Here is a 24,144-nt window from a genome sequence, read left to right as displayed (position 1 = left end):
ACCGAGGGCACTGTTTCGCGCTGGCTAAAGGAAGTTGGCGAAAAGGTCGAGGCCGACGAGCCTCTGGTCGAGGTTTCTACCGACAAGGTCGATTCCGAAGTTCCGGCGCCGGTGTCCGGATACCTAACCGAGATCGTTGTTCCCGAGGACGAGACAGTCGATGTAGACACCGTTATCGCTCGCATCGGCGCTTCTGCCCCCGGAGCAGATAAGTCCACTGCTGCTCCGAAGCAGGAAGAATCGACTCCTAAGGCTCCGGAAGCTCCCAAGGCTCCCGCCGCGCCCAAGGCCCCGCAGGCTCCTAAGGCTCCGCAGGCCCCCGCAGCGCCCAAGGCTCCGGAAGCTCCCAAACCCGCCTCCCCTTCAAAGTCGGCGGGCTCGCCCGCAAAGGGAGGCTACGTGACCCCGATCGTTCGCAAGCTAGCTAAGGAAAAGGGCGTCGACCTTTCTACTGTTACTGGTACAGGCGTAGGCGGCAGAATCCGCAAGCAAGATGTACTCGAGGCGGCTTCTAAACCTGCGCCGGCGAAGGATGCGCCAAAGCAGGCAGGCAAGGAACCCTTCCGGGCCAAGACCCCTGAGTGGCAGGAGGGCTTGCGCGGCAGCACCCAGAAGATGTCGGGTCTGCGCCGCACTATCGCCAAGCGTATGGTTGAGTCGCTTCAGGTTTCTGCTCAGCTAACTACCGTGGTCGAGGTAGACGTAACCCGCATTGCCAACCTGCGTAAGAAAGCCAAGGCGCCCTTCCAAGAGAAGGAGGGCACCAAGCTCACCTTCCTGCCTTTCTTCGTAAAGGCTGCCACAGAGGCTTTGCAGGCTCACCCGAAGCTCAATGCTCGCATAGATGGTAAGGAAGTTACCTACTTCGACCATGAGCACGTTGGTATTGCAGTCGACACTCCTAAGGGCCTCTTTGTTCCCGTTATCAAGGATTGTGGACAGAAGGACATTGCCCAAATAGCGCACTCGATCAATGATCTGGCTGGGCGCACTCGCGATGGGCAGATCAAGCCCGACGAGCTGAGTGGATCCACGTTCACCATCACCAATACTGGTTCTGGTGGAGCACTATTCGACACCCCGGTTATCAACCAGCCCGAGGTTGCAATTTTGGGTGTTGGCACAATTGTCCGCCGCCCGGTAGTAGTAAAGGATGGCGATGGGAACGAAAACATTTCCATTCGTTCTATGGTCTATCTGGCCATCAGCTACGATCACCGTCTGGTAGACGGTGCCGACGCTGCCCGTTACTTGATGGCAGTAAAGCAACGTCTAGAAGAGGGCGACTTCGCCCAAGAACTAGGTATGTAAGCTGATTGTAGATGCGGCCGGCGATAGCGCCGGCCGCATCTTTACGCCGTTTTTTATTTCCTCACTACACTGAATATTTTCCCGTCCCTTATTTCAAAAACCGCCTTATATTTAGTGCTTTCCACTTTTCTACAGCTTTGGGAACACTGCTCGTGGGCACTTTGGACAATGGTTGCTTCTATGGTGGATCCCTGCTTTTCTTCGTTTGCAACCGTGACCGTGACTCCCTTAGCGCGTACTCCTGCTGCCTGTAGTCGAGCAAATAGGTCTAAATCCGCTTTCTGCGACGGCGATTCCGGAAACGATACTTCAGCAAGCGACTTCTTATCCATCTTCTCGATCGCCCGCGCCCGACGCGCTAACATTTCGGCGAGCGTAGCGTTGCCCGGTGCTAGGTCCGTTTCGGGCGGCGCACTCTGCTGTTGCGTTTCTACCGAAGGAGCTGGTTGCGGTTTTATAGAACGGACTCTCTTAGGTTCCTTGCGCTGCTCTGAACTCGGCGTCTTTAGCCCCTCAGTCACCTTCTGAGAGTCCTTTTGTTCTTTGACTGCAGCTGCAGTATCTGTATTTGCCGTAATGGCGGTGCCCAGCGCTAAACCAACTCCCACGCACACCATCACGACCCCAACCGAAATCAAAGACCAGTGGGGCTTTGCTCTTTTGGCGGGAGCTTGGGTTACCGCATCCAGCATTCCTATTGTGCGCAGTTCCTGGGCAGGATCCAAGCAGTCCTGTGCGGAAGTCCCCTCGTCTTTATATAGCTCGAGCAACTGCCCCGCAACCGGCCGCTCCTCCGGATCGGCGTTGGTAGCACCATGACTATCAAAGCCTAGTTCTTCACATATTTTGCCCCACCCATATATGTCGCGTGCTGGGGAGTCTTCTTCAGATGGAGAGGCGTACTTTGCGGTTCCCAATCGCGTCTGGGCGATATCAATGTCGATCAAGCTGGCTCGTCCGCCCTCGTCAACCAACACATTCGCAGGCGAAACGTCGCCATGACTGAGCCCCCGTGAATGCAACTGCGCAAGTCCTTCTAGCAAATCAGCTAGAACCCGCTTGGGCCTATTCAGTTCGCCCAGCGCACTCAGCGGACTGCCCGACTCCAAGGACATTACTAGCACCCACCGGTTGTCGACCGGGACCAGGTCGTGCAGCTGCACCAGGTGGCGAGCGCGAAGTCCACTGAGGCATTCGAAGCGGTCCGGATCGGGACAACGAACAAATTTTGCCGCCCAGCTCTTGCCTGCCTCGTCTCGAACTTTCCAGACTGGGCCCAGGGCGGCAAATCCAATAACGTCTAGTACTTCGTAACCGCGAATCCTCATGTCTCTACGGAACCACTCACTATGACTGTTTTGAAGGGGGCTTCGGCAATCTGTGGATAACTTTTTGTCTTGTGGGGCTCTCGCCCGTACAATTCAGGCTAGATACAACCAGAAAGTAGGATTCTATGGCTAAGGACGATACCGCCGCACCGAAGCGGTCTTTTTTTGCCAACATCAAGGACGCGTACACCCTAACCAAGCGCTCCTACCCGTGGGTAGGCTGGGCGCTCGCCGGCGCTTTCCTTCTTCCACTAGTCATTTCAGCTTTGGTTGGCTGGGCTACTTCACACATTGTCCTAGGCATTCTGTTCGGTATTTCGCTCGGGCTGCTAGCTACCACTGCCACTTTGTCCAGACTGATGAACCGGGCAATGTACGCCCAGCTCGACGGCCACGCCGGAGCTGCCGGAGCCATCATGCGGCAAATTCGTCGTGGTTGGGATATCGAAGAACAACCGGTAGCAATGACTCGCAATCAAGACCTCGTCTACCGGCTCGTTGGACGCCCGGGAATTGTACTTGTGTCCGAGGGGCCAACAGCTCACGTTTCGCGGATGCTGGCTGACGAATCCAAGAAGATCGCTCGCGTCGCCCCAGGCGTCGAAATACACCATATTCAGGTAGGCCACCAGGAAGGGCAGATTCCCCTAAGCAAGCTATTGCGCACTATTAACAAGTTGCCAAAGTCCTTGCGTAAAGAAGAGGTCCCGGTTGTTACCAATAGGCTTCGTTCCCTGCAGGCAAAGTCGATGAATATGCCCCGAGGTGTTGATCCCTCTAAGGTCAAGTTCAATCGCAGGGCACTGCGCGGCAAATAGAAATAGCTTCTTTTTGTGAAACGGCTCCCACTTAGTGGGGGCCGTTTTGCATACTCATTCATATACATGCATAATATGCATATCACTTAATATTTATAAGGAGTTCCCAATGCAGAAGAAGTTTTATGCAATCGCTGCAGCCAGCGTGCTCGCACTTTCAGCTTGCTCAACAGGAGGCGAGGGGGCTTCCCCCGCAGGCGGCACCACAGACCCTGGCGAAACAGGCTACGACGTTTCTGCCATTAAGAAAGACGACTCCGTGGCCGCCCTCGTTCCAGAGAACGTAAAGAAGCGCGACGTGCTTCGTTCTGTTTCTTCTGCAGACTATGCTCCTGCCGAGTACTTCAAGGTAGACGGGCAGACTCCAACCGGCTATGACATCGACATCGCCAACGCGCTAGCTAAAGTCATGGGCCTGAAAGAAGGCACTACTAAACACACAGCCTTCGACGCCCTCATCCCACAAGTAGGCTCCAAGTATGACGTTTCACTCTCGTCTTTCTCGATTACACCAGAACGCGAGAGCGAAGTAAACATGGTCTCGTACGTACAGGTCGGCTCCGCATTTGGCACCGCCAAGGGCAACCCCAACAAGTTTGATCCCAAGAATCCATGCGGCAAGACCATCGGCGTCCAAAAAGGTACCTTCCAATACGACTACATTCAAGACATGTCAAAGAAGTGCCTAGCAGAGGGCAAGCCGAAGATTCAGATCAAACCCCACGATCTCCAAACTGAAATTTCACCTAAAGTCGCCGGCAAACAGTACGACGCCACTTTCGCAGATTCGACCGTAGTTGGCTACACGGTGAAAAAGTCCAACGGCTCCATAGAACAAATTGGCGACGTCATGGAGTCGGCGCCCCAGGGGATCGTGATCAGCAAGCAAGATGAAGCCCTCACCAAAGCGGTCCAGGCAGGAATGCAGAAACTGATGGACTCGGGCGAATTGAAGAAGATCCTGTCCCACTACGGCGCTCAGGATGCCGGCCTTAAAAAGGCCGAGGTCAACCCGTCTGTAAAGAAATAGGCAGATCCGTAATGTCCACGCAAAAGCTAGCTTCCCTCGCCCTTGTGGCGCTCCTGCCCCTAACGGCCTGTGCCGCACCAGATTCCAATGCCGTTGACGATCCTGGCCGCGACGGCTTTGACATCTCGTCTATAGAAAAAGACGACGCGGTCGCAGCCCTAGTTCCGAGGGAACTAGCCTCGCGTGGAACGCTGCGAAATGCGGCTGCAACGGATTATGCACCCGCCGAATATCGCAAAGAAGATGGGCAAACCCCCACCGGCTACGACATCGACCTCGCTAAGGCACTTGCAAAGGTGATGGGACTCAAAGGAGCAACTACTACCCATGCCCCGTTCGATTCGCTAATTCCGCAGGTAGGTTCCAAATTCGACCTCTCGCTTTCATCATTCTCGATCACCGCTGAGCGCGAGGCCGAAGTAAACATGATTTCTTATGTAAAGGTCGGCTCCGCATTTGCTACAGCTAAGAAGAATGCGCAGATTTTCGATCCGGCAAATCCGTGTGGAAAAACTATTGGCGTGCAAAAAGGAACGTTCCAATACGAGTATGTAGCCAAACTTTCTAACAAATGCAAGGCAGAATCGAAAGCTCCAATAACAGTTAAACCACACGATGTCCAAACCGAAATAACGCCAAAGGTAGCCTCTGGTCAATACGACGCTACCTTTGCCGATTCCACGGTTGTGGGGTATTCGATACGGAAAACCCGTGGCGCCCTCACCCAAGTTGGTGACACTATTGAATCTGCCCCCCAAGGTGTGGTCGTTGCCAAAGCCGACCGGCAGCTCGGACTTGCGGTCCAGGCCGCAATGCAAAAGTTGATGCGTACCGGCCAGCTAAAGAAGATCCTTGGCCACTACGGGGCGGCAGATGCGGCCTTGGAAGAGGCCGAGCTCAATCCTCAAGTTGGAAAATAGATATGGAAGAACTACATAGGAACAATCCGCAGCCCGTGTTTAAGCCGGGCAGGCTAATTGGTGCCCTCGTGGTGGCACTGATTGCCTTAGCGGTAATTAACTCACTCGTTACCAACCCGAATTACCGATGGGACGTGGTTGGCCAGTACCTGTTCCACCCCTCCGTAATGCGGGGAATCGTATACACGCTACTGCTTACCGTAGGATCTATGGTGATTGGCATCATTTTGGCCACCACGATGGCAATAATGCGCCAGAGCGAAAACCCGGTCACCCGCTCGGTTGCCTGGTTCTACATATGGTTCTTCCGAGGAACACCAATCTACACTCAGCTAATTTTCTGGGGCCTGCTTCCCACGCTGTACCAAACTATCTCGCTTGGAGTACCTTTTGGCCCAGAGCTCTTCTCGTATTCCACCGACAAGGTTTTGACACCCGGACTTTGCGCCCTGGCTGGCCTGGGTCTAAACGAGGGCGCATACCTGGCCGAGATTATTCGCTCCGGTCTAAATTCAGTAGATCAGGGCCAAACTGAGGCGGCAACTGCACTGGGAATGAAACCTGCCAAGATCATGCGCCGGATTATTTTGCCCCAGGCTATGCGGGTCATAATTCCTCCTACCGGCAACGAGACAATTTCGATGCTAAAGACCACCTCTCTCGTGGCAGCTGTTCCCTTCACCTTAGAGCTGCAGTTCGCTGTACAAGAGCTTGGCAATCGCACGTTTATGCCGATCCCTCTCCTACTGGTTGCGGTATTCTGGTACCTATTGATCACCTCAGTTTTGATGGTTGGCCAGTACTACATTGAACGCTACTTCGGACGCGGTTTTGATCAACGCGATTCGAGCAGCTCTACTTCTAAAGACCCCAAGACTGCATTTTTGGATGTGACACCGTGAGCGAATCAAGCATGGTAAAAATCGAGGGCGCCCACAAGTTTTTTGGCGATCTACACGTGCTGAAGGGAATCGACCTCGAAATTAAGAAAGGCGAAGTCTGTGTTCTACTCGGCCCTTCCGGTTCGGGAAAATCTACGTTACTTCGCTGCATAAATGAACTAGAATTTATTTCGGCAGGGCGTATCTATTTGAACGGTGAACTGCTCGGAATGGTTGAGGAGCCCGCCCCCACCGGTTTAATTAATAAGTTGAGAGCTCGCAGGCACGACTCAATTACCCCAGAAGGTACTTGGCTCAAGCGCAGGCCCGATTCGGAAGTCGCAAGGCAACGCTCGAGGGTCGGGATGGTGTTTCAGCGGTTCAACCTATTTCCCCATATGACGGCACTGCAAAACGTCATGGAAGCACCCGTGCAGGTCAAGGGCGTAAAAAAAGAGGAGGCCCGCAAGCTTGCCCTTTCGCTTTTGGAGCAGGTTGGCCTTTCAGACAGAGCGGAGCACTACCCTTCTGAGCTTTCCGGGGGCCAGCAACAGCGCGTTGCCATCGCCCGGGCCCTGGCGATGGAGCCTGAGCTAATGCTTTTCGACGAGCCCACCTCTGCCCTCGATCCCGAATTGGTCGGCGAAGTGCTGGGCGTAATGAAAGATCTAGCGGCCAATGGAATGACCATGGTCGTGGTCACTCACGAAATCGCCTTTGCCCGCGAGGTTGCGGATAAAGTTGTCTTTTTGGACAAGGGGCAAATTGTCGAGGCCGGCCCCCCCAGTGAGGTTATCGACAATCCGAGCCAGCCAAGAACTCGCGAGTTCTTCAACAAGGTTCTCTAAGAGTTTGAGGGGCCTCGTGCCCCTCAAACTTTATTCTTTGCCTTCCAAGGCTCGCATGGCTTGCTGGGAAGAAAGTGGTGCCCCTGCTACCTCCTGCACAGGCCAATCCGCAACTGGACGGCCTCCCCAGGTGAGGGCTGTAAAGTTCCCCGGTTTGCCCTCTAAGACGGACGTCTGCGCGTTCGGAACCGGGAACTGCGAAATCAATCCGACACTTACCTGCGGAGTACGCGTAGCCCCGTATAGTCGCATTATCGCACCGTGACAAACAATACCTGCGGTACCGTCGCCAACCTCCTGGTAAGCCTCCTGCACCACCTGGTCAAAGCGAGCTAGGATTTCGCGGCCAGACTCCGCTCCTGGCATCCTGTAGTCCAAATCCCCTTTTACCCAACGCACCAACGTAGATAGGTACTGCCTCACTGAGTCGGCGTCAGTGTTCATCTCGAGCTCTCCGGCGCGTACCTCCCGTAGCCCTTCGCGCACTTTCACTTGCAACCCGAAAAGATCTGCTAGAGGCTGCGCCGTCTGCTGCGCCCTAGCAATAAACGAGCTGTACAGCGCATCCAGGGCAGGCAAATTGTTGAGCTTCCAGTTGGCGGCCAGCTGGCGAGCCTGCCCTCTGCCCTCGTCGTTTAGGTCAGCCCCCGGATAATCGGTATCTAAGGCGCCGGCAATGTTCGAGGGCGTCTGGCCATGTCGAATTAGTACTAGCTTCATGTTTTACCCGTAAAAAATCTCTTCCATTACGTCCCTACAGTGGCGAGCCTTGCGGCGGTAGTCGTCAACCAGAGAGCGGGCACTGCGCTCATAGCCCAGTATCAAGGAAACCGCTGCTATCTCGTCATTTGTTCTTGGCAGCAAATCCAGTTTACTTCCTCCGTCACGCCCAGATGCGAGCGTGTTGGCCGCCCTAATCCGGCTCGCCGCACGCCAGGCGGCCTCTAGTGCATTTGCCTTCTCTGCCGGCAAAAGCCCTGCTTGGACAGCGGCAGCCAGTGCCTGAAGGGTATTTGTTGTGCGCAACTGTTCTATTTCGTGCCCGTAGGTAAGTTGGATCAGCTGTACCGCCCATTCAGCATCGGAGAGGCCCCCCGGGCCAAGTTTTACATGCGCACGCGGGTCAGACCCGCGTGGTAAACGTTCACGCTCCATGCGAGCCTTAAGCATTCGAATACTTCTTAAATCTTCCTCCGACGGAGCCCGGCCGTAGCGGTATTCGTCTACGATTTGCATAGCCTGCTCTAATACCCGCCGATCACCGGCGACGGGTCGGGCACGCAACAACGCCTGCCTTTCCCACGGCGAGGCCCATTTTTCATAGTAGGAACGCAATGATTCAATGCTACGGGCAGTAGGTCCGTCTTTGCCCTCGGGACGGAGCCCCAAGTCCACCTTGAAAGGCCGCTGTACTCCCACCTCCGACAAAAGAGATTTCATAGTAGCAACAGTTTGTTCGGCCTCTTCGCGCGCCCCTTCCCCAAGCGGTTCGTAGACAGCCATTATATCGGCGTCGGAAGCATATCCGGGTTCCCTTCCTCCCAACCTACCTAGCGCAATAATGCCAATTCTGGCTCGGGGGTTTTTTACCACTCGGTGGGCGAGCTCCAGTGTCGTTTCCAAAGCCGCGTCATCTGCCGGGCAAATGTATAAACGGGCCCGCTTTGGATCCACCCCTTGCAAACAATCGGCAAGGCCAGCCCTAAGCAGCTCCCTAGAGCGAATCTCGCGCACCAGCTGGGCAGCCTCCACAATGTCCTCATGCCGACTAGCACTGGCACGCATTTCCCCAACGAGCCGTTCTTCCTCACGAGGTTCCAACTCTATCGGGTGGTCTAACCAAGCCACCGCAGCCGGAAAATGCTCAAATCCTTCCGCACAGTACGTGCTAGTTGGCAGTAACTTCGCAAGATACGCCGCAGCTACTCGAGAATCGCGCAACATAGCCAAATACCAATGCGAAGTGCCAATAATCTCGCTCAACCTGCGAAATCGCAGCAATCCAGCGTCAGGATTAGCTCCGTTTGCAATCCAGCCAATCATCACTGGCAGAAGCTGACGTTGTAAAGCTGCCCGCCTAGTCACCCCAGCAGTAAGCGCTTCAATATGGCGCAGGCTGCCTTGAGGATCCTTGTAGCCAACAGCTTTCAGACGAGCTGCAGCAGCTTCGGGCGAGAGAGCCGCTTCATCAGCCGAAAGGGAGGCAGTGGCAGGCAGTAGCGGCCTGAAAAATAATTCGCGATGCAAATTGCGCACGTCGTGGCGCACATGGGCCAATTCGACCTTGAGCGAGTCTGCATCGGGATACTTCTGCCCATCTATTGCCCGTCCGATTCGGCGCAGCTGCAGGTCAGCGGACGGGATCAGTCCAGTGCGGCGAAGCCTGTATAGCTGGGCACGATGTTCCACACAGCGCAAAAACCTGTAGCAACGGGCAAGCTTAGCTGCCCCCTCGCGAGCAATGTAGCCCTGGGTTGCCAAAGCCTGAATTGCCTCCAGAGTGTGAGGCCGGCGCACCGACTTGTCGTACCGTCCGTGTACCAATTGCATTAGTTGGATAGTCATCTCGACATCGCGGAGGCCGCCGGGGCCCAGCTTGATCTGCCTATCTTTGTGCTCTGGTCTCACGTTTTCCTCGACGCGAGCGCGCATGGCTCTAGCATCGGCTACGAAGCCCTCCCTGCCAGACGCCTCCCACACCATAGGCTCAACCATTTTTATAAACTCTTCGCCTAGCTTTCTATCTCCGGCAGCAAAACGAGCCTTCAGTAGCGCTTGAAACTCCCAGGACTGTGCCCAGCGGCGATAGTAAGAGCGATACGAATCTATAGTGCGGGCCACAGCCCCATCTGCGCCCTCGGGACGCAACCCCATGTCCAAAGGCCAAAGAGGCATTTCCTGCCCCTGCCCGACACAAATAGACGTCAGGGCGGACACAATCTTTGCGCTCTTCTCGATGAGCTCCCCCTCTGGCATCTGACGAGCAGGCTCTACCACAAATATGACATCCACATCAGAGATGTAGTTGACTTCTCGCCCACCGGTCTTCCCCATTACTATTACAGCGAAACGCACTTCATGGTTTGGATCTGCCTCCTCCACAGCAATCCGCAGGGACGCCTGCAAGGTCATATCCACCAGTGCCGTAATACAGCGGCTAACAAACGACACAATGTCGAGCGCCGCCCCGGAGCTCAAATCCATAGCCGCGATCAAGGTGAGTGCTCTGCGGTAAAGGTAGCGAACGCGATCCGAACTATCAGCGGCCTGAAACTCTGCTAGAAACTGCTGTGTCCACGCCCTCGCCTCACGTTCTTCCGAGGCAGGGTCGTAATTGCCCTCGTCAAAGTTCGAAAAAAGCGGAGGCATACGCAGGTTAGCCAACTGCTGCAAATCCTGCGGATGCGTCAATAGATGATCCGTTAAAGCTTGCGAAAGCCCAAGCACGCTGAACAACGCGTTTCCTGCTCCAGTTAGACATGCCCGAAGTTGTTTCGGTGCTGCCTCCCCTAAACGCACGAATCCGAGCAGTGCCATGTCTGGATCTGCGGCACTCGCCAAATATGGCAGCGGGTCAGCTATCTCGGAAACCTCCGCAAGCCAACTTTTAGCACGCGCGACTTCACGAACCCCAGCCTTGCGAAGCCTGATCGAGAGCTCAGAAGAATTACTCATAGGAAGAATTGACGCAGCTCATAATCTGTAACCTGAGCACGGTATTCTTGCCACTCGCGCTCCTTGTTCGCTATGACAAATTCGAATACCTCTTCCCCCAACGTAGAAGCCACCAGATCGGATTTTTTCATCGCCTTAACAGCATTGGCGAGGGAGGAAGGCATGGAGGGAATACCCAAAATCCGGCGTTCCTGATCCGTAAGTGCCCACACGTTATCTTCTGCCTCCGGGGGCAGCTCGTAATTATTTTCGATTCCGGCTAGACCGGCCTCCAGCAGCACGGAAAAGCCTAAATATGGATTTACCGCCGGATCGAGCGCTCGGAATTCAATGCGAGCGGACTCGGGCTTGTTGGGTTTATAGTTGGGGACGCGCACCAGCGCGGACCTGTTGTTGTGCCCCCAGCACACGAACGAAGGGGCCTCGCCTCCGCCCCAGAGCCGCTTGTAGGAGTTCACGTGTTGATTTGTAACTGCTGCCATTTCGTGGGCGTGGTGCAATATCCCGGCGATGAAAGCACGTGCGGTGCGCGACAGCTGATACTGGCCAGATGGATCGTGGAAAGCGTTTCTTTCGCCCTCGAAAAGAGACATGTGGGCGTGCATTCCAGAACCAGGCTCGCCCGCGAATGGCTTAGGCATAAAGGTGGCTTGTATACCCTCGCGTAGTGCTACCTCTTCGACCAGAGTACGGAAAGTCATAATATTATCCGCAGCCGTTAGTGCATCTACAGAGCGCAGATCGATTTCGTTCTGTCCGGGACCGCCCTCGTGATGACTCATTTCGACACTTATGCCCATTTCTTCGAGCATACCAATTGCCTTGCGACGAAAATCGTTGTCACCGCCCCGAGCAACATGGTCGAAGTACCCGGCCTCGTCAACCGGCACTATCTGCCCTTGCGGACCCCGTTCAGGTTTCAGCAGATAGAACTCAATCTCGGGATGGACTCGGAACGTAAAACCTAGCCCTGCAGCATGTTCGAGTGCCCGTTCCAAGACAGCGCGGGGATCGGTTCGGGCGGGCGACCCATCGGGATTAGTCAGGTCGCAAAACATGCGCCCTACCGACGCATTATCGGTGCGCCAAGGCAAAAACTGGAAGGTTGAAGCGTCCGGACGCAAGATCATGTCAGACTCGTAGACTCGACTCAAACCCTGGATAGCGGAGCCATCGAATCCTATGCCCTCGGCAAAGGCGCGTTCCAGTTCTACCGGATCGATTGCGACAGCCTTGAGTACACCAAGCACGTCCGTGAACCACAAACGCACGAAGCGTGAATCCGATTCAGCAATCTTCGAGAGGACTTCCTCTTCTACTGGCCTCATTTATTATTACCAAATCCCTTCGAAATAGCCTCCAAGGCCGCAGTCATCTCGGCTGGAACTATCCAAGTCTTGTTGCCGTCCCCTTTAGCTAGTTCCGGAAGCATCTGCAAATACTGGTAAGACAGCAGCTTCTGATCCGGATTTCCCTCGTGTATTGCTGCAAATACCTTCTGGATCGCCTCTGCCTCACCTTGAGCTCGGGTAACCGCTGCTTCTGCATCACCCCGAGCTATTAGTACCGCGGACTTGCGCTGGCCCTCTGCTTGAGTAACTTGCGATTCGCGTTGGCCTTCAGCAGTCAAAATTGCGGCTCGCTTGTCACGCTCGGCACGCATCTGCTTTTCCATTGCCTCCTGAATCGAAGGAGGCGGGTCAATTGCCTTTATTTCGACTCTGTTAATGCGAATGCCCCAATTAGTAGTTGCCGCGTCCAAGACTCCTCGCAATTGAGTATTGATAGAATCGCGCGAGGTGAGTGTATCTTCTAAGTCCATTGTGCCAATCACGTTGCGCAGCGTAGTAGCAGTAAGCTGCTCGATTGCAACCAGGTAGTTGGCGATCTCGTAAGTCGCCTGCTCCGGACTGTTAATTTGGTAGTAAATAACTGAATCTATAGTAACCGAAACGTTGTCGGCAGTAATAACAGGCTGAGGGGCAAACGCGACCACTTGTTCTGACAGCGTAACAACCGCCCGTTTGGAATCCACAAAGGGGATTAAAACGTGTAGCCCTGGGGCCAAGGTCGTTTGATAACGGCCAAGACGTTCCACCACTACGGCGGTTGCCTGCCTAACTACAATTATCGATTTCGCAATAGCAATAACAACTACCAATACGACTATTGCGGCCACTATGCCAGCGGCACCTATAGGTAAAACGCTCATTTTAAAAACCCTTATCTAATCGGTGGTTTTTACCACGGCTCGCGCCCCGTCTATTCGAACTACAGTTACAGTTTCGCCTTCATTGATCGGCTCTTCGCTTACAGCACTCCAACGCTCTCCGTGAAGCATAATCGTGCCGCCCGCACTATTGATCGAAGAGGTAGCAACCCCGCACCTACCGCGATAACGAGAAGCATTAAAGGCAACTTTAGGAGTTGACGACTCAATCCTCTTTTTCAGAAACGGCCTCACTGTCAGCACCAGCACCGAAGAGACAGCCGCGAAAAGCAGGATGTGAAGCCACCAAAGCTCCGGAGCAAGGAAAGCACTGACACCGCTAGCCCCAGCCCCGATTGCCAGCATTAAAAAGAAGAAATCACCGCTGAGTAATTCGACAATCACTCCTAGCAGAGCTGCCCCAACCCAGATCCAGCCACTCATTTCGCCTGATCCTTGTGAGCCCACCAGCGCCCTTCGCTGCCACCGACCGACAGGGGGTAATCAAACAGGGCAGAGATTACCTTAGAGGTGAGTACCTCGCCAAGTGGACCTTCTTTTTCTACTGCACCGTCCTTAAGTGCTAGTGCGTTGGTGAAGCCCTTTGGAATCTGCTCAACGTGGTGGGTAACCATGATCATGGCAGGAGCGTGTTTGTCACTAGAAATCTCGGTTAGGGCTGCAAGCAGATCCTCGCGGGCACCTAAGTCTAGTCCCCTTGCAGGCTCGTCTAAGACTAGCGCCTCGGGATCGGGCATTAGAGCCCTGGCAATCATAACGCGCTGGCGTTCCCCGTCCGACAAGCTCCCCACCTGGCGATCCTTTAGGTGAGAGATTCCAAAAAGGGCGAGCAAATCGGCCGCTCGAGAGGTATCCACCTCCTCGAAGGTCTGTTCTGCTGACGCTGGCTGTCCATACACAGAACTCAATATTGCATCTTCTACCAAAGTCTGCGGCTCAAGCAGCTGATCAGCCGCCGCGCCGATAGTACCTACCCTTGAGCGCAGCTCCGCAATGTCGACTGCACTAAGTTCCTCACCCAGCACCTTCACTGTGCCCTCATCTGCCTGCACAGCGCCTGTAAGCAGTGAAACTAAAGTGGTCTTGCCGGCCCCATTAGGGCCTAAAATAACCCAATGTTCGCCCTCGCGTACACCCCAGTTGATGTCCTTTAGTATTTCCTCGGTGCCACGGTGCACCCCGACCCCATTTAGCTCTATAACTGCTGCCATATTTTTACCTTATACGGTTTGGTCTTTTCCCGCTCTAATGCAACAAATCCTTGTACATCTGGATGGTTTTGTTTCCTATGGATGACCAGGTGAAATGCTCTTTACACCTGGCCAATCCGGCCTCTCCCATCTGCTTTGCTCGGGCCGGATCTGCTAGAAGAGCGTTAATGCGCTCGGCCATGTCACGTTCAAATTGCGCTGGCTCAAGCGGGGTGCCTGTGCCATCTTTCTTCTGCTCGATGGGTACTAAGAAGCCTGTTACACCGTCTACGATCACGTCTGGGATTCCCCCAGTCTCGGTTCCCACCACAGGTAAAGACATGGCCATGGCCTCAAGATTCACAATCCCCAAAGGCTCGTAAATTGACGGCGTAACAAATACAGTTGCCGCAGACAAGATCGCAATGAGTTCATTTCGCGGAAGCATCTCGGTGATCATCTTGACACCGGTGCGGTCCTGGGCCAGTTCGCTGACCAGACCTTGAACTTCAGCGGCAATCTGCTTAGTATCTGGGGCTCCGGCGCAGAGCACAATCTGAGCCTCACGGTCCACGTAACGAAGCGCTTTGAGTAGGTGGGGCAAGCCTTTTTGGCGGGTTACTCGCCCCACAAAGACGACGGTAGGGCGGGACGGATCTATGTCATACTTAGCCAGTATTTCTTGGACTCTGGCAGTGTCCTCTGGCACCTTCCATTCTGCCAAATCTATGCCATTGTGAATGACGCGGACCTTTTGCGGATCGACGTTTTCGTAGCAGCGCAAAATATCCTCGCGCATACCATTAGATACCGCCACAATTTGGTCGGCGCCCTCATAGGCTGTTTTCTCGGCCCACGAGGAAAGGTGATAACCGCCCCCTAGCTGCTCTGCCTTCCACGGACGCAGAAGCTCCAAAGAATGCGCCGAAATTACGTGGGGCACCTGCCACATCAGCTTAGACCAGTGCCCAGCCATGTTTGCGTACCAGGTATGCGAATGAACCACATCGGCCCCCTTGGTGTAGGGCACCATCTGTATATCCACTGCCAGGGTTTTGAGCGCCCCATTCGCGTTTTTCAGTTGGAGCGGATATTCGTACCCGCGCACCCCCTCTTCGGAGCGAGGCCCATCAAAGGCATGCACATGCACCGCAATATCTTTGCGCAGCACTTTTGCCAGTTCTTCAACATGCACACCGGCGCCACCGTAAACGTGAGGGGGATATTCACGGGTCAACAGGTCTACGCGCACGATGAACTCCTAACAGCTAGCCTATATGTGAACACCATTACTTTATCTAATTCCAAACTCCAGCGCGGGCAGTTCTCAGCCCGGTAAAGTTGAAGCATGTCGTCAACACCACGCGTATTAGCTTTCGTTCTTGCCGGTGGCGAAGGAAAACGCCTGATGCCCCTTACAACCGACCGTGCCAAGCCCGCGGTTCCCTTCGGGGGGCACTTCCGGCTGATTGACTTCGCCCTTTCCAATATGGTCAATTCTTCGTACACAAAAGTTGTTGTACTTACTCAATACAAGTCGCATTCACTGGATAGGCACATCTCCAAAACCTGGCGCATGTCGACCCTGCTCGGATCTTACGTGACCCCAGTTCCCGCCCAGCAGCGCAAAGGAGCGCATTGGTACTTGGGATCGGCCGACGCGGTCTATCAGACGTTGAACATTGTCCGCGACGAAAAACCCGATTACCTGGTTATCGTTGGAGCAGACAACATTTACCGCATGGACTTTTCACAGATGGTCCGCAAACACATAGAAACGGGGGCATCGCTAACAGTTGCTGGCATTCGGCAACCTATCGAACTTGCTAACCAATTCGGAATTCTCGAAACGGAGGGCGACAAGATTTCCGCCTTCGTTGAAAAGCCATCTTCTACTCCCGGCCTCCCAGACGACCCCTCTAAGGTGTTGGCATCCATGGGTAACTACGTCGTCACCACCGACGCGTTTGTCAACTTCCTCGAGCAGGATTCACTTGACAAGGAATCCAGCCACGACATGGGTGGGGACGCCGTCCCGTATTTCGTTGAGCACGGTGAAGCTGGTTTCTATGACTTCATCGACAACCGCGTCCCCGGATCCACTGATCGCGACCGCGACTACTGGCGCGACGTTGGAACCTTAGATGCATACTACGATGCCAACATGGACCTGATCGCGGTCCACCCTATCTTCAATCTCTATAACCAAGAATGGCCCACCTACACTCAGATTGAAGGCTCTACTCCCCCAGCTAAGTTCGTCTTTGACGACGAAGGCAGGCGAGGGCTAGCGGTGGATTCTTTGGTCTCTCCGGGCGTAACTATATCTGGCGGGCACGTCGAAGGGTCTGTGCTTTCACCCGGGGTATATGTACACTCCTATTCCCGAGTTGACGATTCTGTCGTTATGCACAACTGCCGCATTAACCGACATGCCCAAGTCCAGCGTGCCATCTTAGACAAGAACGTAGTTGTCGAAGAAGGCGCTAAGGTCGGTTTCGATTTCGACCACGATCGCGCTCGCGGACTCACCGTTACCAAGTCCGGGATTGCTGTAGCTCCGAAGGGGCTAGTTATCCCTCGATAGCCCTTAGCTTGGCGGTGACTAGGCAGACCCTAGCGAGTGCCCGAAAGTTTCTCTGTAGCGGAAACCTGCTAGGGTTGCTGGTGCAAACTTGTGGTATGCGCCGCCGGCGCCATCGGAAGGTACGTCGAGATGAAATGTTCGGCACGCAAGTGCACTGAGCCCGCTGAGTTCGCCGTCTGCTGGCGAAATCCAAAGCTGCACTACGGGCGCGAAAAAGTTTGGCTCGCCTGCCCTGGACACCGAGACTTCCTCGTCGATTACGTAAAGTTGCGGGATTTCCCTGTCCGGGTCGAGACGCTCGAACAATACCTCAAGAAGAATGACTGACTACTTTAGCTCCACCAAGTCCATATAGCTTTCGTCCCAGAGATCTTCGTCTCCGTCGGGCAACAATATAACCCGCTGTGGTTGTAGAGCTTTTACTGCCCCCGCGTCGTGCGTTACTAATACCACGGCACCCTCGTAGTTTCGCAGCGCGTTCAGAATCTCCTCGCGCGAGGCCGGATCCAAGTTGTTGGTGGGCTCGTCTAGGAGCAAGACATTGGCAGCAGAGACAACCAGCGTGGCCAAAGCCAGACGCGTTTTCTCGCCTCCCGAGAGAACGCGCGTAGGCTTGTACACGTCGTCACCTGTAAAGAGGAACTGGCCTAAAATGTTTCGCACATGGGTATCATCTAAATCGGGTGCGGCATGCGCCATGTTCTCGAGTACGGTAGCTTGCATGTCCAAGGTCTCGTGTTCCTGCGCATAATAGCCAAGTTTTAGACCATGTCCGTCAAGCACCTCGCCCATATCCGGCTCTTCAATACGAGCCAGGAGCCTCAGGAGGGTAGTTTTCCCGGCGCCGTTGTAACCGAGTACTACTACCTTCGCGCCTCGGTCAATAGCTAAATCAACCCCTAAAAATACCTCCAGAGAGCCATAGGTCTTAGTGAGCTCTACCCCCCTGAGCGGCACTTTTCCGCACGGGGCGGGGCTCGGAAAGCGCAGTCTAGCAACCTTTTCTTGTTCTTCGCCGCCACCCACAGAAGCGAGTAGCTCCTCGGCTCTACGCAGCATCTGCTGAGCAGCAACTGCCTTAGTGGCTTTATAACGCATTTTTTCGCCCTGCGCACGCAGAGCCTCTGCCTTACGCAGGGCGTTTGCCCTCATCTTTGCACGTCGTTTTTCATCTTCGCTGCGCTGCTTTAGATACGTATCCCAATCAGTTTGATAGATATCTATTACGCCGCGGTTGGCGTCCATGTAGAACACCTGGTTGACCGTATCCTTTAGCAGCTGCACGGAGTGGGTTATTACCATAAACCCGCCGCTGTAGGTACGAAGATAGTCTCGCAGCCACACAATTGAATCGTGGTCTAGGTGGTTGGTCGGCTCGTCTAACAGCAAAATGTCAGCTTTAGAAAAAAGGACCCTGGCAAGTTCTACTCTGCGACGCTGCCCACCAGATAGCGTATGCAAAGGCTGAGATACGGTTTGTTCGCTGAGACCTAGGTTAGAAGCAATCTGGGCTGCCTCAGCTCTAGCCGCATAGCCACCCGAAACAGTAAATTGGTGGTCTAGACGAACGTAGCGTTCCATAGCCTTTTGTTGTTTTGTGCCTGTAAGCGTCGACATTTGCTGCTGCGCTTTTTCGATCTTTTGTAACATTCTGGCTAGATCGCGAGCTTCAAGTATCCGCTCCATCCCACTCTGGTTTGGCTGACCTACCTTGGGATCTTGAGATAGATAACCCACGGTCCCTGACGAGGTGACCTCACCCGAGTAGGCTATTACGCCTTCCTCCTCGGCAAGTCCAGCCAAAAGTGTCATAGTGGTAGTCTTGCCAGCGCCGTTGCGTCCCACGAGGCCGATGCGATCGCCCTTGCGAATAGTAAAATTCGCCTCGCGAACTAGTTGACGGTCGCCAATGGAAATGGACAAATCCTTCGCAGTTATCACTGCCCTATCCTAAAACAGAGTGAGGACACACTAAAAAGAAGCCAAATCTGGCTAGGTAACTTACCATTTGTGTATGAGCTTCAATGACAACATCCAGTTGGACCCGGGGCGAGTCACCACCTCAAAAGGAGGGCGCGGCGGCCGCGGCCTAGCGATAGGCGGAGGCGGCTCCCTGTTGGTAGTTATCGCCCTAGTAGTTATTTCTCAGCTTACGGGAGTTGACCTAATAGGCGGTTTGACTGGAAGCGGTGGACAACAGCAATCCCAATCTGCGGCCCCAGGTATTGATCTGTCCCATTGCACCAGCGGACAGGCAGCAAACCAGAAAGATGAATGCCGAATGGTCGCCACGGCACAGTCCTTGGATGCGATGTGGGGCGAGCAGCTTCCCCAGCAGGCAAACACCGAATATGCCAAGCCCGGTTTTCAGATTTTTCAAAACTCCGTTTCTACCCAATGCGGTACGGCCTCTGCGAATGTCGGACCCTTCTATTGCCCCGGCGACAAAACAGTCTATCTCGACCTGTCGTTCTTCAAACAACTGAGCCAATTCGGTGCAAAGAATGGCCCCCTGGCGCAGGAATACATTGTTGCTCACGAATTCGGCCACCACATTCAAAACCTGACAGGCCAATTTACCGCCCACGACACGCGCCAAAGCGGCGACGGCTCCGATGCGGTGCGTATGGAACTACAAGCAGATTGTTACGCAGGAATTTGGGTAAACCGAGCATCGCAAACGGTCGACAAGAACAGCGGGGAAGCATTCTTGCAAAAGCCCTCTGACACCCAAATTGCCGATGCTCTTGGCGTGGCTGCCGCTATCGGTGACGACCATCTGCAGCAGCAGAGCCAGGGTGGGGTAAACCCTGATTCGTGGACGCACGGTTCTTCCGAGCAGCGTACAAGATGGTTTAAAACCGGCATAGAACAGGGATCCATGCAGGCTTGCGACACCTTCAGTGCCACCGACCTATAGCATCGAAAAAGTATGTGGGCCCAGCAAGTAGCTGGGCCCACATACTTTCGGCTACTTAGTAACTTCAGCGAGTAACGAATCCAAAGCACCCACATACGCGTCAATCGCAGTGTCGTCGTGTACTACCGAAAGCGTCCACTCCTCCTCACGCCCCGGGGTCATGAAAATACCGTGGTTCATGTTCCAGAGCCAAGCTAAATCAGTGATGCCACCGGATTGGTGTTCGGCGTAGGACTCGTAATCTACGATCTTCGCGTCCGAGAAAGTAACACATCCCTTCGACCCGATACCTACCGTATAGGCGTCAATGTCATACTTTGCAATGACCTCGTTGCACCCTTTTAAAATCCGCTCATTGAGGTGATCTAGGTGTTTGTAGGCGTCCTTGGTCAGAACCTGTTCGAGCGAGGCACGGGCGGCAGCCATAGAGAGCGGGTTGCCCGAATAGGTACCCACCTGGTTTACAGTGTGGTCCTCGACCACGGACATGACTTCAGAGGTTCCGCCTATGCCGCCCGCTGGTAGCCCCCCACCCAGAGCCTTCGCCAGTGTAACCATATCCGGGGTGATTCCGAAGCGCTCGGTGGCACCCCCAGCGGCCACGCAAAGACCGGTCTTTACCTCGTCGAAAATCAAGACCACCCCATGCTTTTTGGTAATTTGGCGCACCGCCTCTAAATAACCTGGCTCGGGAAGCACGACTCCTAGGTTCATCATGGCAGCTTCCATGATTACACAGGCGGGTTTGCGCCCTTCCTTATCCAGCTCGACAATGCGCGCTTCCATCGCCTCGGCATCGTTAAACGGAACCGGAACCGTAAGCTCGACGGTAGAATCGGGAATGCCACCGCCATATGGCAGCTGCTTGTAATGATCGCGGGGACCAATATCTTCGTAGTCAACGCCAATGGACACCATAACTGCATCGTGATGACCGTGGTAGGATCCGAAGATCTTCATAATAGTGTCACGGCCAGTGTAAGCGCGGGCAATGCGGATGGCGTCCATAGTGGCCTCGGAACCAGAGTTAGTGAAGCGCCATTTTTCGAGTCCGAAACGCTGCGCAAGCAGATTCGACACCACTATGTCGTCCTCGGTTGCTGCCCCGAAATGCGAGCCCTTTGGCCACCGTTCGGCTAAGGCCTTCCCGATAGCCGGATGGCCGTGCCCTTGCACCATTGAGCCGTAGCCGTTGTGGAAATCGTAGTATTCGTTACCGTCAACATCCCAGATCTTCGCACCGGAACCACGATCAATGTAGATGGGCCACGGATCGCGCGACTGGTAGGCGGAAGCCACTCCGTTTGAAAGATGGTTGGCGGATTCGTACATCCGCTTAGATTCTTGCGTGTTGTCATTGAGAATCTTTTCCTGCTCCTCAATGAGTTTCTGGATCCTATTTTCATCGAGTTGTACAGTCATTTACTCCTCCGTTTTGGCGCCTAAGCCAATAAAACTGCAAATCGCACTTCACCGTTGAAGTTAAGTCATACCTGCCGCACACTTGGGACTTACGGCCTACGCTGGTCGTGCGATACACACTTTACACAATCAAAACGCAAAACGCACTATTTAAAGAAGATTTACTAGCGTTTACACTTTCGACCGGGCGCTTCCGGTGGCCGCCCAAAAACATTTATAGTAGCGTGAACCACACTTAGTATTGCTGCCCAAAGAAGTCCAGCAAGCTAGCGGAAGGAGCTAACAGCTATGTCCGTTCTAGTGGGATACACCAGCGCCCCACGCGGCCGCGACGCCCTAAAACTTGGATGCATATTTGCTAGATCTTTTGATGCCGTTGTCGATATCGTAATGATAATTTTACGTGAACGCGCCAGCGTGGTCATGCCCGATGCCTCATACGACGTCCTAGTTGAAGAACAGGCACGTGCCTGGATGGAAGAGGCAATTGAAGGATCCACACTCACCATACGCACCCATATTCGTTACGCCGATAGTGCCGAAGAAGGATTGCTAGAAGCTGTGGAGGAATTTGACCCCACGATGCTGGTCATATCGGGTTCTAGGCGCTCAGCCCTGGGTCGCCTTACCCTAGGCTCAGTTGGCTACGCCCTAATGGCTACCTGTCCGGTACCACTTGCCCTCGCCCCGCGGGGAATGCGCGAGCTAAAAGTAAAAGCACTAACTAGAGTTACCGTCGGAGCCGACAACAGACCCGGCAACTCCGACCTAGTTACCTATGCGTGTTCTCTAGCGAAGCGCAGCGAGGTACCCTTACGCATTGTCTCTTGGGTTGCCGCCAAAGGTCCCTCTGAGGACGAAACCGAAAGCAGAGCCAGGAAAAAAGCCAAAGAGCATATCGAATATGTGCGAACCCGTGCCGAATCACTACTGGGGAGCGACTACCCCATCGAGCTCGAGATCACCGTAGGTGACTCGATCGAGGACGCGGCAACAAACACCGACTGGCGCGAGAGCGGCCTAGCAGTATTGGGGTCTTCGCAGTTAGCCCAGCCCAGGAGGCTTTTCATGTCCTCGGTAGCTTCCAAAATTATGCGGGCCATACCCGTACCCCTAGTAGTTGTTCCGCGCGACGGTGCCGAGCCAATAACTGAACTGGGAGGCAGCCGTGAGCAATGAGCCAAAAGCACAATCCTCAAAAGGTCTCTCTGCCGAATCAGTTGGGCTGGTAGGAGCCATAGTCATAGGCCTATCCTGCATCGCTCCCCCCTACACATTGACCGGCGCCATAGGTCCCACCGCTGCCGCAGTAGGACACCAGTTACCAGCTATCTTGCTCGTGGGTTTCGTGCCAATGCTCCTTACTGCCTTCGGATATCGCGAGTTAAACGCAGCTATTCCCGATGCTGGCACCTCGTTCACCTGGGGAGTTAGAGCTTTTGGCCCCTATCTAGGGTGGCTCAACGGGTGGGGACTCATAATAGCCACCACCGTCGTACTGTCTAACCTAGCCGGAATTGCCGTCGACTTTTTCTATCTTGCCCTCGCGCAAATCACCAGAAATCCTCAGTTGGCGGACCTGTCGCAAAACACTGCCGTGAACATAGCAACCTGCCTTGTGTTCATGGCCGTAGCTACCTGGGTTTCTTACCGCGACATGCAAACCGCTCAAATCGTGCAGTACATTTTGGTCGCATTCGAGTTGATAGTCTTTGTTGGTTTTGGCGCAGTCATGTTTTACCTTGCTTACACGGGCCAGGCCTACCATTTCAATCAAATTTCACTTTCGTGGTTTAACCCGTTAGAACTGGGATCAATGGGCCAGCTCGCCGCAGGAGTATCAGTAGCGCTATTCATCTACTGGGGTTGGGACGTCACTTTGACCATGTCTGAAGAGACAAAAGGCTCAGCGTCTACCCCAGGTAAAGCCGCCACACTAACCGTCACGATCGTCGTCCTCATATATATGTTCGTTTCACTGGGAGCCATGACCTACGCAGGCGTAGACCCTACTGACGAACTCGGACTCGGTAACCCAAAGATCGCTAACAACGCGTTCTTCGCCCTCGCAACCCCGGTGCTCGGAGGCGGGGCAATTCTAATTTCAGTAGCCGTCTTAGTATCGACAATGGCATCCTTGCAATCGACTGCAGTCTCGCCGGCTCGCACCCTCCTGTCTATGGGGTACTACGGCGCCGCCCCACGAAAACTTGCCTCTATTCATCCCAAGTACTTCACCCCGGGATTCTCTACGGTGCTGGCCGCAATTACTGCGGGAATTTTCTATACAGTGATGCGCTTCCTTTCCGAGAAAGTCCTCTGGGATACCGTAGCCACGCTTGGAGCAATGATCTGTTTTTACTACGGGCTCACTGCTCTAGCATGCGTGGTTTATTTCAGAAAACGTTGGTTTACCTCGGTGCACAACTTTTTTATGACTTTCCTGTTCCCAGGTGCGGGAGCACTCATGCTATTTACCCTCCTGGTAGTCACCACCTACGACTCCTACGATCCCGCCTTTGGATCTGGATCGGAAATTGGCGGAATCGGGCTCGTATTTATACTTACCCTGCTCCTACTAGGTACAGGGGTAATACTCATGCTCCTCTGCCGCCTGAAGTATCCCGATTTCTTCGCCGGTAGGTCCCCTCTGCGTAAATCAGTGGCACCTCCTACAGGCAACGAGGATCCGCCCACCGCCATAGCAATAAAAGAGGACAAATAGGCTGTTGAGAAAGCACCTTGCATGCTGCGCTCTGCCTCCCAAAAAGCTAGCCCAGCTAACATACTGCCTACACCTAGGAATATCTACGCGCAAGACTTACCCTCTCGTATGACGGGCAGATTCGTCTGATCACTTGTTCGAAAGCGGCCATGGCTGCAGGGAGTGCTCCGGGATCCATCTGCAGGTGCGAACCAGACTCGCAAATACCAAAGCACGGGGTACAGCTTCATTAGCCCAAAGAAAAAGACCGAGGGTATGA

21 protein-coding genes are annotated in these 24,144 nt (G+C 54.2%); 10 read left to right on the top strand and 11 right to left on the bottom strand.

The features are described from left to right. The coding region (gene sucB, locus G437_RS0109015) for a 2-oxoglutarate dehydrogenase, E2 component, dihydrolipoamide succinyltransferase (protein ID WP_024332234.1) at positions 1–1,311 on the top strand (1,311 nt) is incomplete at its 5' end. A 53-nt stretch (positions 1,312–1,364) separates the two neighbouring features. Here sucB and G437_RS0109010 read toward each other — a convergent pair. Beyond that, complete coding sequence (locus tag G437_RS0109010; protein WP_024332233.1) at positions 1,365–2,639, bottom strand: protein kinase domain-containing protein; 1,275 nt, start codon at positions 2,637–2,639, stop codon at positions 1,365–1,367. 125 nt (positions 2,640–2,764) lie between these two features. On the opposite strand from G437_RS0109010, the gene G437_RS0109005 reads away from it, so the two are divergent. From G437_RS0109005 to G437_RS0108985, 5 genes are all read left to right on the top strand, one after another. Further along, the gene (locus G437_RS0109005; protein ID WP_024332232.1) at positions 2,765–3,457 is read left to right on the top strand and encodes a DUF4191 domain-containing protein; all 693 of its coding nucleotides are present in this window, start codon (positions 2,765–2,767) and stop codon (positions 3,455–3,457) included. A gap of 109 nt (positions 3,458–3,566) precedes the next feature. Beyond that, positions 3,567–4,487: an ABC transporter substrate-binding protein gene (locus G437_RS0109000; protein ID WP_024332231.1), complete on the top strand. Its 921-nt coding sequence runs from the start codon at positions 3,567–3,569 to the stop codon at positions 4,485–4,487. 11 nt (positions 4,488–4,498) lie between these two features. After that, positions 4,499–5,407: a transporter substrate-binding domain-containing protein gene (locus G437_RS0108995; RefSeq protein ID WP_024332230.1), complete on the top strand. Its 909-nt coding sequence runs from the start codon at positions 4,499–4,501 to the stop codon at positions 5,405–5,407. Between the two features lie 2 nt (positions 5,408–5,409). Next, on the top strand, positions 5,410–6,309 hold the full coding sequence (locus G437_RS0108990) for an amino acid ABC transporter permease (protein ID WP_024332229.1): 900 nt from the start codon (positions 5,410–5,412) through the stop codon (positions 6,307–6,309). An 11-nt stretch (positions 6,310–6,320) separates the two neighbouring features. Next, positions 6,321–7,136, top strand: coding sequence for an amino acid ABC transporter ATP-binding protein (locus G437_RS0108985; protein ID WP_029769527.1), 816 nt, complete (start codon positions 6,321–6,323; stop codon positions 7,134–7,136). A 30-nt stretch (positions 7,137–7,166) separates the two neighbouring features. Here G437_RS0108985 and G437_RS0108980 read toward each other — a convergent pair whose 3' ends face one another. From G437_RS0108980 to glgA, 7 genes are read right to left on the bottom strand one after another with little or no spacing between them, the layout of a single operon-like run. Beyond that, entirely contained in the window at positions 7,167–7,856 is a 690-nt protein-coding gene (locus G437_RS0108980; RefSeq protein WP_024332227.1) for a histidine phosphatase family protein, read from the bottom strand. Between the two features lie 3 nt (positions 7,857–7,859). Next, positions 7,860–10,811, bottom strand: a complete 2,952-nt coding sequence (locus tag G437_RS0108975; RefSeq protein WP_024332226.1) for a bifunctional [glutamine synthetase] adenylyltransferase/[glutamine synthetase]-adenylyl-L-tyrosine phosphorylase — start codon at positions 10,809–10,811, stop codon at positions 7,860–7,862. Next, the gene (locus G437_RS0108970) at positions 10,808–12,139 is read right to left on the bottom strand and encodes a glutamine synthetase family protein (protein WP_024332225.1); all 1,332 of its coding nucleotides are present in this window, start codon (positions 12,137–12,139) and stop codon (positions 10,808–10,810) included. Before G437_RS0108970 ends, G437_RS0108975 begins: the two co-directional genes overlap by 4 nt. Next, positions 12,136–13,023 carry an SPFH domain-containing protein gene (locus G437_RS0108965; RefSeq protein WP_024332224.1) on the bottom strand — a complete coding sequence of 296 codons (888 nt, stop codon included), beginning with the start codon at positions 13,021–13,023 and terminating at the stop codon, positions 12,136–12,138. Before G437_RS0108965 ends, G437_RS0108970 begins: the two co-directional genes overlap by 4 nt. 15 nt (positions 13,024–13,038) lie before the next feature. After that, complete coding sequence (locus tag G437_RS0108960) at positions 13,039–13,464, bottom strand: NfeD family protein (RefSeq protein ID WP_024332223.1); 426 nt, start codon at positions 13,462–13,464, stop codon at positions 13,039–13,041. Further along, positions 13,461–14,252 carry an ABC transporter ATP-binding protein gene (locus G437_RS0108955; RefSeq protein ID WP_024332222.1) on the bottom strand — a complete coding sequence of 264 codons (792 nt, stop codon included), beginning with the start codon at positions 14,250–14,252 and terminating at the stop codon, positions 13,461–13,463. The genes G437_RS0108960 and G437_RS0108955 overlap by 4 nt, the downstream gene beginning before the upstream one ends. 34 nt (positions 14,253–14,286) lie before the next feature. Further along, positions 14,287–15,483, bottom strand: a complete 1,197-nt coding sequence (gene glgA / locus G437_RS0108950; RefSeq protein WP_024332221.1) for a glycogen synthase — start codon at positions 15,481–15,483, stop codon at positions 14,287–14,289. 96 nt (positions 15,484–15,579) lie between these two features. Here glgA and glgC point away from each other — a divergent pair, with 96 nt between their 5' ends. Beyond that, entirely contained in the window at positions 15,580–16,818 is a 1,239-nt protein-coding gene (glgC, locus tag G437_RS0108945; protein WP_029769525.1) for a glucose-1-phosphate adenylyltransferase, read from the top strand. 18 nt (positions 16,819–16,836) lie between these two features. Here the strand turns inward: glgC and G437_RS11440 are convergent, their stop codons facing one another. Continuing rightward, positions 16,837–17,124 (bottom strand): hypothetical protein, encoded by a 288-nt coding sequence (locus G437_RS11440; protein ID WP_024332219.1) that lies wholly within the window; start codon positions 17,122–17,124, stop codon positions 16,837–16,839. 21 nt (positions 17,125–17,145) lie between these two features. After that, on the bottom strand, positions 17,146–18,759 hold the full coding sequence (locus G437_RS0108935) for an ABC-F family ATP-binding cassette domain-containing protein (RefSeq protein ID WP_024332218.1): 1,614 nt from the start codon (positions 18,757–18,759) through the stop codon (positions 17,146–17,148). Between the two features lie 73 nt (positions 18,760–18,832). On the opposite strand from G437_RS0108935, the gene ypfJ reads away from it, so the two are divergent. Beyond that, positions 18,833–19,738 carry a KPN_02809 family neutral zinc metallopeptidase gene (ypfJ, locus tag G437_RS0108930; protein WP_024332217.1) on the top strand — a complete coding sequence of 302 codons (906 nt, stop codon included), beginning with the start codon at positions 18,833–18,835 and terminating at the stop codon, positions 19,736–19,738. 51 nt (positions 19,739–19,789) lie between these two features. Here ypfJ and G437_RS0108925 read toward each other — a convergent pair whose 3' ends face one another. Continuing rightward, a complete protein-coding gene (locus G437_RS0108925; protein WP_024332216.1) occupies positions 19,790–21,160 on the bottom strand; it encodes an aspartate aminotransferase family protein in 1,371 nt (456 codons plus the stop codon). Between the two features lie 288 nt (positions 21,161–21,448). On the opposite strand from G437_RS0108925, the gene G437_RS0108920 reads away from it, so the two are divergent. Next, positions 21,449–22,339 carry a universal stress protein gene (locus tag G437_RS0108920; RefSeq protein WP_024332215.1) on the top strand — a complete coding sequence of 297 codons (891 nt, stop codon included), beginning with the start codon at positions 21,449–21,451 and terminating at the stop codon, positions 22,337–22,339. Beyond that, a complete protein-coding gene (locus G437_RS0108915) occupies positions 22,329–23,885 on the top strand; it encodes an APC family permease (protein WP_024332214.1) in 1,557 nt (518 codons plus the stop codon). The genes G437_RS0108920 and G437_RS0108915 overlap by 11 nt, the downstream gene beginning before the upstream one ends. Positions 23,886–24,144: the final 259 nt, after the last annotated feature.

It is taken from the genome of Winkia neuii subsp. neuii DSM 8576, from assembly GCF_000420405.1.
Classification (GTDB): Bacteria; Actinomycetota; Actinomycetes; order Actinomycetales; family Actinomycetaceae; genus Winkia; species Winkia neuii.
Note: the sequence above shows the minus strand (reverse complement) of the source record. Positions and strands in the feature narration are given on the sequence as shown.